Source organism: Luteibacter sp. dw_328, assembly GCF_018449605.1.
Taxonomy (GTDB): domain Bacteria; phylum Pseudomonadota; class Gammaproteobacteria; order Xanthomonadales; family Rhodanobacteraceae; genus Luteibacter.
The window spans coordinates 247,322-262,749 of sequence record NZ_JAAVUW010000004.1; the positions used below are offsets into that span (position 1 = coordinate 247,322).

Genomic DNA, 15,428 nt, shown 5'->3' on the forward strand with positions numbered 1-15,428 from the left:
CGGGGCGCTCTCAAGCGCCCCTTTTTTATAGCCGCACGATGCCCTGCGGATCTCGGGGGCTGGCACGTCGGCACAAGATCGGTGTCAGGCGTGAAAAATATCCAGCGCCGCCCGATTTTCGCATGTACTGGTTCGGCTGCTCCTGCTGGTACAGCAGAAAAGCAACGAGATCTGCCGCCTGAATCAAGAGCGAGTGAGCGGAGTCCCGAAAGCACGGGTCTTCGATGATTTTTCTCATTACGATGTTCCTGTAGCCACCCCCCGTCTGATTGGGGACAGGATTGTAGTCGCGCATCCTTGTGTACATCGCGATCAGCTTTGCCGAGGGCTGTCCGTCGGCAAAAACCATCCCGCACTCCCCCTTCGTCATGGCGTTGGGAAAATTGTTGTGTATGAGGGTGTTCTCAAACCGCTGCACAAGCGCTCGCCATGCGTGTTCGAAAACATCGTAGGTCGTCGGCTTGTCTTGTTTGTCCACAACCACGTTGATGACCGACAGCTCGGACATTCTCGCCAGTTCGTCTGCGAAGTGGCGGAGGATGGCCAGGCGATCATGCCTTGGAATCCTGACCAATGGCCCGGGGCTAGTGATGAACCTCGCCGAATGAATCTCCTCACGCACCTGGAGACCAAAGGCGGAGCGCATGCGCTGTCTGAAGTCTGCAACTCGTCCCATCGCGGACTGCCAGCGCGTTTCGTTGATAACCAGCCCGGACAGTGTGAAGTAACGCGTAGGCGAGTTGGTGATGCCGGGGTCGCCGCTCTCATCGACGTACATGAGGTACACGTGATGCCTTCCTTGTCGCTGCGGTAAGAGCCGTGCAGCGTGACGATGGTCAGTCACTGTCGAAAGAAGGTATCTGTGCGTTGGGAGTCGCGTTCGATCGGTGCTTTCTGTCAGGTATCCCTTGGGCAGCTCAGTCCTGGGCGAGGACACAAAAAAACCGCCCCGAAGGGCGGTTTCATTTTTCTCAACGCTGGCCGCTAGCCCTGGCCGCATCATCCGCACTCGGCGGAATCACCGGGTCATCGCCGTGCATCTCATCGTGGTTGAAGCGGGCGGCTTCGACCATCGGCGTACGCCAACCGGCGGAGATACCCCAGAAGTAGAAGACGACGCCGATCACGGCGACGACGGCGAGGTCGTAGCCGTACGGGATGTAGTTGTGGCCGCCGAACGTGGTGCTGCCCGCATAGGAAACCAGCGCAATGGTCGGCAGGTAGGCGATCAGCCACCACGCACCGGCCATGTGGCGCCTGAAGTCTTCCCAGCCACTCTTGGCGGTGTAATAGAAGTACAGCGGCAAGGCGACGACCACCAGCAGGATGATCTCGCCCGTGAGCGGCCACTTCGCCCAGTACAGCAACTCGGTGGCGAAGATGAAGGCGAGCGCGGCGAGTAAGGGCAGGCCGGGGATGCGCAGGGGGCGCTTCATTTCCGGCGCCGTGCGACGCAGGGTCATGACGCTGACCGGGCCGGTGAGGTACGAAATGATCGTCGCCACCGAGATCACCGCTGCCAGCGTGCCCCAGCCGCGGAAGAAGAACAGGAAGAGGAAGCTCACCACCAGGTTCAGCCACATGGCTGGACGCGGAATGCCGAAGCGCGGATGGATGTGGCCGAAGATCTTCGGCAGCTGGCCGTTACGCTCCATGGCGTAGATCATTCGTGCGGTGGTCGCCGTGTACGTGGCGCCGGTGCCGCTGGGGCTCACGAAGGCGTCCGCATAGAGCAGGATCGCCATCCAGTTGATCATCAGCGCAGTGGCCAGCTGGGCGAACGGCGAAGCGTACTCGAGACCGGCCCAGCCTTTGCCGAGCTGGTCGGGCGGCACGGCGCCGATGAAGGCAATCTGCAGCAGCACGTAGACCACGGTGGCCAGCAGGATCGAGCCGATCACGGCGAACGGTACGTTACGCCCTGGGTTGCGCGCTTCACCGGCCAGGTTTACCGGACTCTGGAAGCCGTTGAAGCTGAAGACGATGCCGGAGATGGCGACGGCCGTAAGGATCGACGAGATGTCGATGGCGTGCGTGCCGCCATTGGCGCCGATGTGGAAGTTGCCCGGGTTGTAGCTGGTGCAGATGAGCGCGATGCCCGTGGCCGCCGGCACGACGAGCTTGAAGATGGTGATCGCCGTGTTGCTCTTGGCGAACAGCTTCACGCTCCAGAAGTTCAGGAAGAAATAGACCAGGACCAGCACCGCGGCAATGGCCAGGCCGGGCGGTGTCAGCTCGCCGTGGCCGTTGGTTACCACGTACAGGCCCTTGGTCCATTGCGCCCATTCCCACGGCCAGGAGGCCATGTACTGGACGGAGGCTTCGGCCTCGACCGGGATGACCGAGACGATGGCGATCCAGTTGGCCCAGCCAGCGATGAAGCCGACCAGCGAGCCATGCGAGTAGTGGCCGTAGCGCACCATGCCGCCGGACTCGGGGAACATCGCGCCCAGTTCCGCATAGGTGAGGGCGATGAACAGGATGATGACGGCGCCGATGATCCAGGCGTACACCGCGCCGGGGCCAGCAAGCTGGGCAGCGTGCCAGGCGCCGAAGAGCCAGCCTGAGCCGATGATCGAGCCCAGGCCGGTCAGCATCAGGGCGAAAGCGCCGACATCGCGGCGGATAGCGTGGTGGGACATGATGACTCCGGTCGGACGGGACGGGGGAACCCGGCCCATGGCGGCACAAGGGCGGGATGATGACAGCCCCGGCTCCGCATGTCAGCCAGCGGACGCCCTCGCCAAACCGGGCTCTCGTCGATATACACTGGCCGACGCGGTAGGGATGAAGGGGTTCGGATGCGTTCGAAGGTGGTCGCCAGCGGCGTGTTGTTCATTGCCATTTCGGTATGCGGCGTTGCCGCAGCCGATGAGCAATGGAACGACAAAGGCCGGCTGATCGATTCAGAGTCCTACGACCGTACCGCCAAGGGTTTTTACTTCACTCTCTACCCTGGCGAGGACCCTGTCGAATCCGTGCGGCGGTGCGCCATTACGATGCGCGAACTGGGGCACCTGGCCTCGGTATCGTGCTTCGCCTATACCAGTAAGCAGCGCTTCGACACCCGTCGCGGCAAGCTGCGCATCTGCTACACGGCGGTCGCCAACTGGTGGGGACAGGACGAGCCGGTCCGTGTCGAGACCGTCGACCGGCTGCCCCGGATGTGCCCGACCCGGTAGGGCCGCCTCAGCACTCAATAACGTTGACGGCTAATCCCCCGCGGGAGGTTTCCTTGTACTTGTCCTTCATGTCGCGGCCGGTGTCGCGCATGGTGGCGATGACCTTGTCCAGCGATACGTGATGCTTGCCGTCGCTCTTGAGCGACATGCGGCTGGCGTTGATCGCCTTGACCGCGCCCATGGCATTGCGCTCGATGCAGGGAATCTGCACCAGACCACCGATGGGGTCGCAGGTGAGGCCCAGGTTGTGCTCCATGCCGATCTCGGCGGCATTCTCGACCTGGCGCACACTGCCACCCAGGGCGGCGGTAAGACCGCCAGCGGCCATCGAGCAGGCCACGCCCACCTCGCCCTGGCAACCCACCTCCGCGCCGGAGATCGAGGCGTTTTCCTTGTAGAGGATGCCAATGGCCCCGGCCGTGAGGAGAAACTCAATCACGCCGTCTTCCGAGGCGTTCGGGCAGAAGTGCCGGTAATAGTGCAAAACGGCGGGGACGATGCCCGCTGCGCCATTGGTCGGCGCGGTAACCACGCTGCCGCCGGCGGCGTTCTCTTCGTTCACCGCCAGCGCGTACAGATTCACCCAGTCGAGAATGGTGAGCGGGTCGCGCAGCGCGGCTTCCGGCTGCGAACGCAGTTCGGCGACCATCGACGGTGCACGGCGCTGGACCTTCAGTCCGCCTGGCAGGGTGCCCGGCGAGCGCAGACCGCGCGAAACGCAGTCCTGCATCGCCTTCCAGATGACCAGCAGGCCAGCGCGGGTTTCCGCTTCGGGGCGCCAGATGCTCTCGTTGCGCATCATCAGCTGGGCAATGGTCAGGCCGTTTTCCTCGCACAGGGCGAGCATCTGGTCGCCACTGCTGAAGGGGAAGGGCTGCTCGCTGGTGTCCGCCACGATGCGGTCTTCGGCAGCTTCGTCCGGATTGACCACGAAACCGCCGCCGACCGAGTAATAGTCGCGCGTGGCCAGTTCGTTGCCGTCGGCGTCGTAGGCCGAGAAGCGCATGCCGTTGGTGTGGAAGGGGAGCTTCTGGCGCTTGTTGAAGACCAGGTCGGCCTTTTCGTCGAAGTCGATCTCGTGACGGCCCAGGATGCGAATGCGCTTACTGGAGCGAATGCGCTCCAGCGTGGCCGGGATCTCGTCGGGGTTGACCTTGTCCGGCCACTCGCCTTCGAAGCCGAGCAGGACGGCCTTGTCGGTGCCGTGGCCGCGGCCGGTCATCGCCAGCGAGCCGAACAGCTCGCAGCGCACGCGCGCTACGCGCTCGAGCACGCCCTTCTCGGCAAGCCAGTGTTCGGCAAAGCGTGCGCCGGCGCGCATCGGCCCCACGGTATGGGAGGAGGACGGACCGATACCGATCTTGAAGAGGTCGAAAACGCTGACTGCCATGGCTTAGGGGAGTTGGCTACGGGGAGTAGCCGGCTATTCTACGCCTGCCCGCCACTGACCCCATACACCTGCGCATGTCCGACTTCACCCTCTTCCAGCGAGACGACTGTCACCTTTGCGACCTCGCGTTGGAGGTGCTGGCGCAGGCGCGTTTTCCGGAGTTCGTCTCGGTGTGGATCGATGAGGACGAGGCTCTGGAGGCGCGCTATGGGGCGCGGGTGCCGGTGCTGCAACGAGGGGATGGCGTCGAGCTGGACTGGCCGTTCGACGCCGAGGCGGTGAAGGCCTTCGTAGCGCTTCGGTAGGAGCCGATTCATCGGCGAATGGAGCGTACGGCGTCACCGCTCCGTTGGCTTTTCGCCGATGAATCGGCTCCTACACGAGAGGTGGACAGGTTCCACGGGTCGTCATTGACGCAGGTGGCGGAGGATTTCCTCGCGCGCTTCGCGCAGGATGGAGTCGCGGTCGAGGCTGGCCACGATGTCGGCGACCGCGCGTTTGGCGCCGTGTTCGCCCCAGGACTTGCCCGTGATGAGGTAATGCTCAGCGGCGCGTCCTATCAGTACGGTCGCATACCAGCCCAAGGCACCCTGGGCAGCGGCAGTGACGACGACGGACAGGCCGCCGCTGAGTCCCTTCAGGGCGGACGCTACCAGTTGCACGCCCCACACGGCGCCCATCAGCGCGGCAAGCTGCGTGGTGATGACGGCGACGAGACGTCCCGATTCGGTACGCGTGAGCGGCAAGCCATAGACCCGGCCCAACTGCACGACCATTGCCGCATCCAGCCCACCCGCCAGGAGCAGGTCGGCGACCGGAACGGGATTGAGTGCCACCGCCACGGACTTGGCGATGCAGTACTGCCGGATGACGCCGGAGGCGACATCGCGCCGCGTGGCGGCAACACGCTCGGTCACCTGGTCGGTTAGGCGTCCGGCGAACAAACCCGCATTGATGGCCGACAAGGTTTTGCCTTCGCGCTCGGCAATGGCAAGCAGGCGTGACTTCAGTGCCATGACATCGGTAGCGGCGGCTACGACGGTTTGCCGTTCATGACCTTGCACATCCGTTTCGATGACATCGCGCGGGCTGGGTCGTGCCGCAACGGCGATCACGTCTTCGCGTCGGACCAGTCCGGCACCGTGCTGGCGTAGCTGTTCGAGCAGACCCTCGCGTTCTTCATCGGAATAACGGTCGGCCTTGTTCAGTACGAGCAGCAGGGGACGCCGCGTCGACGCCAGGGTGCGCAGCGCGTCTCGCTCTTCGCGCGTGAGGTCGCCGTCGGCAACGAAGACGATCAGGTCGCTGACCTCGGCGACTTCGAAAGCGAGTTTCTCTCGCGCTTCGCCGCCGAGTTCGTTGATACCGGGCGTGTCGATGAGCACGAGGCCCGCGGCACTCGCCTCGTCCAGGCGTGCCGCATCCGCCTCGGTGGTCGTGCCGTGGAGCACGCCGACCGCAAAGGCGTCGCGACCGAGCAGGGCGTTGCCCAGCGCGGACTTGCCGGCAGAGACCCGGCCGAACACCGCTACGTGCAGTTCTTCGCGTTCCAGGCGTTCGAGCATGGTCTGGACACGTCGGAAGTCCGCGGCCATGGCCTCGCGCACGTTGGCCGGGACGGAAGGATCGTCGAGCAACCCGCGCAGGCTCGCCGCCACGGATCCGCCTCGCGCCTCCGCTGCCATTGCGCTGGGCGCGCGGCGGCGGAGGCGGCCGGCGAGACCGCGAAAGCGTTCGCGGAAGCCCGCCACGGTCCGGGTTACTTCGGCAGCAGGTTAAGCGAACCGTTGACGAGGACTTCGTCGGCGATGGTCGAGGTGTCCTTGTACTCGCCGCTGCCGACGCCGAAATCGAGACGCTTCAGCGTGCCCGTGACGGAGAGGCGCGCGCCGCCGGCATTCGGCGAGAAGGCGACCTTGAGAGCGACCGGCTTGGTCACGCCGTGCAGCGTGAGGTTACCGTTGGCGATAACGTCGCCCTTCGCGTTCTTGCTGAAGCCCGTGGTGACGTAGTGCGCGGTGGCGAACTTCTTCGTGTCGAAGAAATCGGAACCCGGCAGCGCATTGTCGCGATCGCCGTCACCGGTCTTTGCCGTGGACATATCCACCGTGACATCGAACTTCGAGGCAGCCAGGTTAGCGGCGTCGTAGCTGATCGTGGAGGCGGTGAACTTGCCGAACGTGCCGTCGAACTGCTGGCCCTGGAACTTGCCGCTGAAACCGAGCGTGCTGCCCGGGCCCACGTTGTAATCGGCCGCGGAAGCGGCGAGGGGAAGAGCGAGCGCGAAGGCAAGTGCGGACAGGCGGCGGGTGGTCAGGGTCATGGCGTGTCTCCGGAAGAGGTAGGGGGCGCCCGCTTCGCACGGCCGAACGGCAGCATGCGGCGGAGCGTGTCGTCGCGGTCGATGAAGTGATGCTTGAGCGCGCCGCCGACATGGGCGACGAGCACCAGTAACAGAAACCAGAACAGGTAGACGTGGACTGTCCCCAGCGTATCGGACAGCCCCGGGTTCTTTTCCACCAGTGCCGGAAGATTGAACTGCTTGAAATACTGCAGCGGGAAGCCGTGGGCGGAGTTGAACGCCCAGCCCGACAACGGGATCGCCGCGATCAGCAGGTAGAGGAAACCGTGCACCGTCTTCGCGGCGAGGTGCTGCCAATGCGGTGCGGGCACGTCGGCCGGCCGACGGTCGATGGCGCGCCAGAGCACGCGCAGCAGGAACAGGGCGAGTACGGTAAGGCCGATCGACTTGTGCAGGGCGAACATGTTGATCTTTTGCAACGACGGCTTGAGGCCGTCCATCCAGAGGGCGAATGCGCCATTGCCCAGGATCAGCAGCGCCATCACCCAGTGAAAGGTCTTGGCGGCCGTGCTCCAGCGGGTGTGGTCACTGCGCAGGGGCATCGGTTTTTTCCTTGTCGTTGGATGAAGTGCGCTCGCCGCCGCGAATCGCTTCGATTTCGAGCCACACGGATACGTTAGTGCCGATCGAGTTGCGATTGGATGTCATGCCGTACGCCGTGCGATCGATCGATATCTGCGCGGAAAAGCCGGCCACCGTATGCAGGCCATAGATGGTCTTGCCGATGCGATTGACCCGGAACGGGATGTCGAGTGGCAGCGTCACGCCGCGAAGCGTCAGCTTGCCGTGGACGACGCCTTCGTCGTCGTTTTTCTTTTCGACGGTATCGCTGACATAGTGCGCCGTGCGTGCGTGGGCGGTGTCCAGCAGGTCGCTTCCCTGGACGGCCTTGTCCCAGTCGGCGTCGCCCATGTCCACCGAGGTGGCGTCGATCGTGGCGTCGACGGACGACTTCGACCAGTCGTCGCGATCGAAGAGGATCGTGCCGTCGGTGACGCGCAGACGTCCGAACGAGCGCGAGAAGCCGTTGTGCTCGACGTTGAACACGACCTGGCTGTGTACCGGATCGATGTGATAGCTGAGCGCTTCGGCGCGTGCGGCGACTGGCACGACAGCCAGGCCGAAGAGGAGGAGGAAACCGGCAAGACGCATGCGTAAGGGCCTGTTCCGACGGGGCCGCTAGGGGCCAATGACGAGCAGTGTGGCCGACGGCGGACGCCTTGTCAGCCCATGCGCCGGGAACGCATCGTTCACTCAGCGATCCCGTAGCGCGTCGCCGGTCAGTTCGGCGAGCCGGCGCAGGCGGGAGGTGCCTGCATCGGCAAGCAGGTCGTGCAGGCGCGCACCGGCGTCCGCCTGGTCCAGGGCGTGGCGTTCCGCGAGGCTCGCGGCAAGCGCCCGGCCAAGGCTGTCGAAGATCAAGGCGTAGGCAAAGGCGTGCAACACGCCCCCGCCCAGCGTGCCGAGGCCGGGAAACGCTTTCATCGCGTTGCCAGCGACGGCGAGGACCACGGTGGTTCCCGTTCGCAGGGTGAGGCGGACCTGGCGCAACAGGTCCTCGATTTCAACCTCGGTGACCCGAACGCCGTACAACCCGGCCAAGGCGCGGACGAGGCCGGCCGCCAGGGCGCCCTGGATGACCAGGTCCGTGCCCGGCGCCACGGCAGCCATCGCGCCGACGACGGCACGCCGCGCGTAGCGGTGCACGATGCGCTCGGCTTCCGCGGCGCGCCACAGGGCTTCCGTTTCGCTGGTGCGCTCGTGCAAACCTGCGAGTACCGCATTTTCGCGCTGGCCTTCGAGCGCCGCCGCGCCCGGCGCGAGCAGACGGCGAAGGGCGTCTGGCAACGAGCCGAGATCGGCATGGCGTGCACTGACGAGGAGGATCGCGTCAGGAATACCTTCGCTTCGTTCGCGCAGGCGCGCGATCAACTGTTCGCGTTCTCCGCTGGTCCATTGATCCACCTTGTTGACGACAAGCAGCAAGGGCTTGCCGAAATCACCCAGCCAGCGAAGTTCCGCCGCCTGGGTTCGGGTGAGGTCGCCTGCGCAGACGTAAAGTACCGCGTGCGCACGCAGGGCCTCCTCGCGCGCCACGCGTTCGCGATCGTTACCCTCGGCCTCGGCCGAGCCCGGCACATCCGCCACCGTCCAGTGCTCGCCCGTCGGTGCGTTGCCTTCGTAATGGGTGACCTCCCGGGTGGTTCCGCCGCGCACGTCGCTGGCCGGCGTCGACCCCGGCACCAGTGCGGCGATCAGCGTCGACTTGCCGGTGGAGATCTCGCCGAAAACGGCGAGGTAGATCGAGGAGGACAGCCGACGACGGTCGAGTTCGTCGAGTTCGCTACGAAGTTCCTCAACGTTGGCGTCCGATTCGCGGAGGACGGCGATGCGCGACTCCAGCGATGCACGATCGGGCGCAATGATCGGGGCACGCGGTTTGCGCGGACGCAGCAGCCACACGGCCGCGGCCGCGCCAAGGACGACCATCAGGGCAAGGAGGCCCCCGATCACCCAGCGTAGGCCCTCGGGCAGGCTCATGAAACGCTGCGCCAGCGATAGCGCGCGCTCCAGCGCGGCGAAGAGCAGCCAGGCGAAGGCGGCGATGCCGATGGCCGCGATCAGGGTACGAAGTCGGCGTGACATGCCCGGCATTCTAGAGGCAAGTGCCCCGGCGAATGCCTACGGATAATCAGTCCATTGCGCCTGTTCTGCCTCGACGAAGCTATGGCATCATCGGGATCGAACAAGGAATAAAGCGTATGCACCACACGCTCTTCGCGAGATGGATTCTCGTGGCCGCGGTCTTTCTGGCCGTTGTCACCCCCGTCATGGCCGATACGGCCATGCCACCGGTTCCCACTCCTCAGTTTCGCGGCTTCGGGCTGCACGAAGGCCTGCCCAGTAGCAAGGTGAAGGCCGTGGCGCAGGACGCCCGCGGCTTTATCTGGGTAGCGACCGCGCTGGGGCTTGCACGCTTCGATGGCGTTGAGTTCATCGCACCCGGCATCGGTGCCGAACGAGCCCATCCGATGCCGGTCAGTGCGCTGTCGGCGCTCTACGTGGATCGCGACGATCGCATCTGGATCGGTGGTCCCGACGTCGGTCTGGCGCGTTACGACCCCGTCACCGGTGGCTTCGTGCAATGGCGGGACGGTCTGTCGGACGACGACGTGCGCGCCGTGACGCAGTCCAAAGACGGATCGATCTGGGTGGCTACGTCGAAGGGCCTCGACCGCATGCGGCCCGATGGCAGCGGCTTCGAGCACCTGGCGATGGGCCCAGACAGGTCGTCGACGACGATTCGGGCGTTGTACGCATCGGACGATGGCCGCGTCTGGGTGGCCGGGGAGTCCGGCGTGGACGTCATCGACCGCGATGGGCTACCGCGGCCCGTGCCGTTCGCCGATGGTGCCGCGCCGCGGGTCACTCGCATCGCCGGCAGGGGCAGTGAGTTGACGTTCGCGAGCGACGCCGGACTCTATCGCCTCACCGGAGACGGGCGCATCTCGCGCGATACGCGCGTGGCGTCGCAGCACGTGCGCGGCGCGCTGGTCGACAGCCATGACACTGTCTGGATCGCCACCCTCGACGGCCTGTCCATGATCGACCGCCTCGGACGGCGGCACGTCATCGCCGACTCATGGACCGCACCGGGCGGGCTTCCCGGTCGCACCGTGAGCGACATGATCGAGGACCGAGAACACGGCCTGTGGTTTGCGCTCAGCGACGGCGGGGTGGCCTATCTGGGCCCCGGTTGGGAAGACTTCACGCGATTCGCGCACGTCGCGACGGACCCCTGGAGTTTTCCTGGCCGCGCCGTGACGGCGGTCGCGGCCCATGGCGATCGGGAGCTATGGGTCGGTGGATTCCGCGGCTGGATCCGTCGTTTCGATCCGTCGACAGGGCGGGCCTCGGGCGGTTTCGACCTGGGTGCCGCGCGGGTGCAGAGCCTGCTCGAACTGGCGGATGGACGCCTTCTGGCGGGTGGCGTGGACGGGTTGTCGGTCGCGTCCGCCGGCGTCGTACGGCCTCTGTTTCGCGGCACGATCGACCATGCCGTGACGTCGATGGCCGCCGCGGCGGACGGCACGGTGTACGTGGCGGCGGTCGGTCAGGGGCTGTTCGCACTGGATCCGGCTCTTGCCGCCGCCACCGCGGTGCCATTCGCCGAGGCGCGGCGAGGCGGCGCCGATACGAGGCAGATCGAGATGGTCGACGGGGATCTCTGGCAGGCCAGTGCCGCCGGTCTGGCTCGTCTGGATCGCGCGGTCGGGCAGATGCGCTACGTCGAGGGTGTGGCGCCGGGGCGTGTCAGTGCCTTCGAGCCCGATGGTGACGGCTTCTGGATCGTTCGTCCCGCCGCGCTGGAGCATTACGTCTGGGACGGTAGTCGAGCACGTCTGGAACGAAGCCTCGGTGGTGCGCAGGGCTTCCCGTCGGCAGACATCCTCAACGTGCGCAAGGACCTGATGGGCCGTCTGTGGCTCTATGGACAGACGGGCGTCTGGCGATTCGATCGCGTGCCGGGAAGCTTTCGTCCTTTCGGGCTGGCCGATGGCCTTGCCAATGGGGAATTCACCAACGCGACGACCGTGTTGCTGGCGGACGGCACCATGTATGGCGCGACGTTGGGCGGTCTGGTCGGCTTCCGGCCCGACCAGCAGCGCGACCACCCGCGCCGACCCGTCATTGTCGTGCTCGGTGCCAGTGTGTCGCGCGGTGGCACCCGTCGCTCCCTGCCGATCGTCGAGAACACACTGCATCTCGCCTGGAATGACCGTGACCTCGCCGTGCGCACACGTGCCTTGTCCTATGTAAATCCGGAGCGGAACCACATCGATTTCGCCCTCGATCACGAGGGCACGACCGCATTGCTGCGAACGGGCAAGCAAGGCGAGCGTACGTTCGGTCCGTTGAGTCCCGGCACGCATCGCCTGTCCGTTTCCGGCGCGGAACACGAAATGGCTGGCGTGCCGGTACCCCTGACGATCATCGTGGATGCCCCACCGTGGCAACGGTGGTGGGCGTGGTTGATCTACGCCGTGGTCGTCCTGGTGCTCGTGGGCGGGGGTATGGTCGCGGCGCGTCGTCGCGTGCGGCAGGCACTTCGGCTCCGGCTCGCCGAGCAACAGCAACGCCTGGCCGAAGAAGCCAATGCCGCGAAAACCGAATTCATGGCCACGCTGGGGCACGAGATCAGAACGCCCATGACGGGCGTACTCGGCATGGCCGAGCTCATGGCGAGAACGCCACTGGACGAGACGCAGCGTAGTTACGTCGATGCCGTGCGCCGTTCGGGTACGACCTTGCTACGGCTGGTCAACGACGCGCTCGATATCACCCGGATCGAGTCCAGGCGCCTGTTGCTGGAAGTCGAGTGCGTGGCTGTCCATGCGCTGGCGGACGAAGTCATCGCCCTGGCCTCGGGGAGTGCACGGGAAAAGGGCCTGGCGCTTTCGGTACACATCGATCCCGACGTACCGATCACGATTCGCGGCGACGCCATTCGGCTGCGCCAGATCCTGCAGAACCTGGTCAACAACGCGCTGAAGTTCACCCACACCGGCTCGGTGGACGTTCACCTTCGCCGCGACAACCAGACACTGGCGATGTCGGTGACCGACACGGGGCCGGGTATTTCAGACGAGTTGCGCGGTCGCCTTTTCTCGCGTTTCGAGCAGGGTGGCTCGCCAGAGCGTGCCCAGGGCTCGGGACTGGGGCTGGCCATCTGCCACGAGCTATGCACACTCATGGGCGGAAACATCGTCGTCGAGAGTCAGCCCGGTGTGGGCAGCCAGTTCATCGTGAGACTTCCGCTACGAGCGTGTGCATGCGAAGGGCGTCGTCGCGCCATGTCGCCCTCGGCGCAGCGGACAAGTACCAGCCGACGGCTGCTTCTTGTCGAGGACGACGCGGTGATTGCCGCTGTCATGGCGGGTCTGCTCGGCCAGCGTGGGCATCGCGTCACCATCGTGGGCGACGGTCTGGCGGCCATGGCCGAAGTGTCGAGGAATACGTACGACGCTGTCCTGCTGGATCTCGACCTTCCGCTGGTCGATGGCTTCCAGGTGGCGCGCATGGTGCGTCGCATGGCTCGACTCGCAAGCCTTCCCATCGTGGCAGTGACGGCACGGTCGGCCGGGGACGAAATGAAAGCGATTCGCGATGCCGGCATGAATGCGCTTTTGCGCAAGCCGATGACCGGTGAAGAACTGGACGCCGTGCTCGACGCGGTGTCGTTGCCGGCGCAGGAACCGGCTAGCCGAATCGCCTGAAGTAGGTGAGTGCGCCGATGACCAACAGCCCCGTGGGTAACAGGTTAGCCAACAGGGGTGGCAGTCCGTACACGGTGCCAAAGTTGACCATGGCACCCTGCAGGAAGTACCAGCCGATCGCCATGATCACACCAAGGAACAGGCGTTTGCCGAAGCCGCCCGAGCGCAGCGAGCCGAAGGCGAAAGGCATCGCGCACAGGACCAGGATCAGCGTGTTCACCGCGAACAACGCGCGCCCCCAGAAAGCGACGGCGTAAGCGCCCGGATTCTGCCCGTTGGCTTCGAGGTAGCGCATGTTCCGGCGAAGGTCGGCCATCGAGAGGTACTCGGGGTGGATGACCGACTGCTCGAGCACGTGCGGATTGAGATGCGATGCCCAGGTCTGCGTTGCCAGTTCGGTGGCATGCGTGCCTTTTTCGTCCAGCGTGGTGGTGCGGACGTTGGTCATGACCCAGCGGTTGCCGTCATGGATGGCGCTGTCGCCGTGCGAAAACTCCAGCACCTGACCGTCGGGAGTGAAGGTGTACACGCGCACATCCACCAGCTTGACGGTGGTACGGTCTTCTTCCTGCAAGGCAATGGCCGACTTGGCGTTGATGATCTTGCCGCCGTCGCGTGCCCACAGTCCGCTGGCCGTTGCACCGAGATTGCTCGAGCGCATGCGTACCTGGATGGCCTGTGCGTGCTGGTCGCCGTAAGGCCCCGCCGTCTCGCCCATCACGACCACACCGACGGTCAGAATGGCGATGACGCCAGCCGCCGAGGCCGCGATGCGCAGCTTCGACATGCCTGCCGCACGCAGGGCGGTGAGCTCGCCGGTGGCGGCCAGGCTGCCAAGGCCGAGCAGGCCGCCGATGAGGGCGGCGTTGCTGAACATCTGGTAGAGGCGCCGGGGCACCGTCAGCATGATGTAGGCGATGGCGTCGTAGAGCGTGAAGCCGTTCTTGCCGATGTTGCCAAGCTGGCGCACGAACTGGGTCAGCGCGTCGAAACCGGTCAGGACCAACCAGACCAGGAGCAGGGTGCCGAGCACGGTCATGCCGATGAGACGGTCGGCCCGCTTGATGGTCAGCGTGGCCATTACGCGATCGCCTTTGTCTGGCGCGGCGAGTTCTGCCGCCAGAAGAACCACGCCGCCACGCCGAAGACGATGATATGGAGGACCCAGATCGGCGCCGAGGTATGCAGGTGCCCCTTGATGATCTGGGTGCGCGCGATCAGCTGCCAGATCACGTAGAGGAAGTAGGCGAGCACCGCGATCAACAGGCGTCCGTAGCGCGCATCGCGGGGTGCCTGCCGGGACATCGGCAGCACCATCATCATCAACACCAGGGTGCTGACCGGCGCGGCGAAGCGCGAGACCAGTTCGCCCAGGCCATCGGCCGTGGGTGTCCTGAACAGGTCGGTCGTGGTCGATTCATGCGCCGGATCGGTGTCGTCGTCATCGTCGGAGATGTTCGACAGCGAGAGGTCGTTTCGCTCGTATTTCATACGGCGCCAGTTGTCCATGCCCAGCGGGATCTCGAACTGCCAACCGTCGTACAGGGCGAGGAAGCGATTCACGCCGTCGCTTTCCTGGTACATGCGGCCGCTCTTCGCATTGACCACGCGCACCTGCGGCCGATTGTCGCTGTCGACGCGGTCGGTGGCGATGAAGGTCTTGCCCAGAACCGTACCGTCGCGGCTGAGCGTGTCGACGAAAATGATGCCGCCCTTGCCCGGAAGTTCCGTGAAGCGCCCAGCGTCGAGTCCGGCGGCGATCACGGATTTGTTCGCGGCGGCGATGATCGTGTCGGCCGAGCGGGCCGAGAGCGGCCCCAGCCAGAGCGAGACCACGCCAACCACGATGGTGGCGATGACGGCGAGCAGGGTGACGGGGCGCAGCAGGCCCCGCGGGCCCATGCCGGACGATGCCAGCACGTGCATTTCGCTCTCGCGGTACATCCGGCCCAGCGCCGTGAGGGTGCCCAGGAAGACCGACATGGGCAGCAGGGTGGAGAGCAGGTCGACCATCTGCAGGCCGAGTACCTCGAACATCACACTGGGCTGGATACTGCCGTTGGCCACCTTCTGCAGCACCGTGGCGAAGGCGCCACCCGCAAAGATGACGAGCAGGACCACGGCGGTCGCAATGACACCGTAGGCAAGTTCGCGCAGGAAGTATCGGTCGAGGATGCTGAGCATTTGGTAGAATTGGCGGTTCGTGCCGCGTCAGT

At 65.2% G+C, this 15,428-nt stretch carries 13 protein-coding genes; 3 read left to right on the forward strand and 10 right to left on the reverse strand.

Features of this window, described 5'->3' with window-relative positions; translation table 11 throughout:
- Positions 1 to 25 precede the first annotated feature (25 nt).
- Entirely contained in the window at positions 26 to 778 is a 753-nt protein-coding gene (locus HB634_RS11430; protein ID WP_213948662.1) for a DUF3800 domain-containing protein, read from the reverse strand.
- A gap of 193 nt (positions 779 to 971) precedes the next feature.
- A complete protein-coding gene (locus HB634_RS11435; protein ID WP_213948663.1) occupies positions 972 to 2,642 on the reverse strand; it encodes an APC family permease in 1,671 nt (556 codons plus the stop codon).
- 159 nt (positions 2,643 to 2,801) lie between these two features.
- Here HB634_RS11435 and HB634_RS11440 point away from each other — a divergent pair, with 159 nt between their 5' ends.
- Entirely contained in the window at positions 2,802 to 3,182 is a 381-nt protein-coding gene (locus HB634_RS11440; protein WP_063573531.1) for a hypothetical protein, read from the forward strand.
- Between the two features lie 7 nt (positions 3,183 to 3,189).
- Here HB634_RS11440 and HB634_RS11445 read toward each other — a convergent pair whose 3' ends face one another.
- Positions 3,190 to 4,572: an L-serine ammonia-lyase gene (locus HB634_RS11445; RefSeq protein WP_213948664.1), complete on the reverse strand. Its 1,383-nt coding sequence runs from the start codon at positions 4,570 to 4,572 to the stop codon at positions 3,190 to 3,192.
- A gap of 74 nt (positions 4,573 to 4,646) precedes the next feature.
- On the opposite strand from HB634_RS11445, the gene HB634_RS11450 reads away from it, so the two are divergent.
- Positions 4,647 to 4,877 carry a glutaredoxin family protein gene (locus HB634_RS11450; RefSeq protein ID WP_063574376.1) on the forward strand — a complete coding sequence of 77 codons (231 nt, stop codon included), beginning with the start codon at positions 4,647 to 4,649 and terminating at the stop codon, positions 4,875 to 4,877.
- A gap of 102 nt (positions 4,878 to 4,979) precedes the next feature.
- On the opposite strand, the gene HB634_RS11455 is transcribed toward HB634_RS11450, so the two are convergent.
- From HB634_RS11455 to HB634_RS11475, 5 genes are all read right to left on the reverse strand, one after another.
- A complete protein-coding gene (locus tag HB634_RS11455) occupies positions 4,980 to 6,230 on the reverse strand; it encodes a GTP-binding protein (RefSeq protein ID WP_345777489.1) in 1,251 nt (416 codons plus the stop codon).
- Between the two features lie 101 nt (positions 6,231 to 6,331).
- Positions 6,332 to 6,895, reverse strand: coding sequence for a YceI family protein (locus HB634_RS11460; RefSeq protein ID WP_063573509.1), 564 nt, complete (start codon positions 6,893 to 6,895; stop codon positions 6,332 to 6,334).
- Entirely contained in the window at positions 6,892 to 7,476 is a 585-nt protein-coding gene (locus HB634_RS11465) for a cytochrome b (RefSeq protein ID WP_063573510.1), read from the reverse strand. Before HB634_RS11465 ends, HB634_RS11460 begins: the two co-directional genes overlap by 4 nt.
- Positions 7,460 to 8,086, reverse strand: coding sequence for a YceI family protein (locus HB634_RS11470; protein WP_063573511.1), 627 nt, complete (start codon positions 8,084 to 8,086; stop codon positions 7,460 to 7,462). The genes HB634_RS11465 and HB634_RS11470 overlap by 17 nt, the downstream gene beginning before the upstream one ends.
- Positions 8,087 to 8,188: 102 nt before the next feature.
- Entirely contained in the window at positions 8,189 to 9,580 is a 1,392-nt protein-coding gene (locus tag HB634_RS11475) for a GTPase (RefSeq protein ID WP_213948665.1), read from the reverse strand.
- 116 nt (positions 9,581 to 9,696) lie between these two features.
- On the opposite strand from HB634_RS11475, the gene HB634_RS11480 reads away from it, so the two are divergent.
- Complete coding sequence (locus tag HB634_RS11480; protein ID WP_213948666.1) at positions 9,697 to 13,212, forward strand: ATP-binding protein; 3,516 nt, start codon at positions 9,697 to 9,699, stop codon at positions 13,210 to 13,212.
- Here HB634_RS11480 and lptG read toward each other — a convergent pair.
- A complete protein-coding gene (lptG, locus tag HB634_RS11485) occupies positions 13,196 to 14,293 on the reverse strand; it encodes an LPS export ABC transporter permease LptG (protein ID WP_063573715.1) in 1,098 nt (365 codons plus the stop codon). The genes HB634_RS11480 and lptG overlap by 17 nt on opposite strands.
- Positions 14,293 to 15,396, reverse strand: a complete 1,104-nt coding sequence (gene lptF, locus HB634_RS11490; RefSeq protein ID WP_063573714.1) for an LPS export ABC transporter permease LptF — start codon at positions 15,394 to 15,396, stop codon at positions 14,293 to 14,295. The genes lptG and lptF overlap by 1 nt, the downstream gene beginning before the upstream one ends.
- Positions 15,397 to 15,428 lie beyond the last annotated feature (32 nt).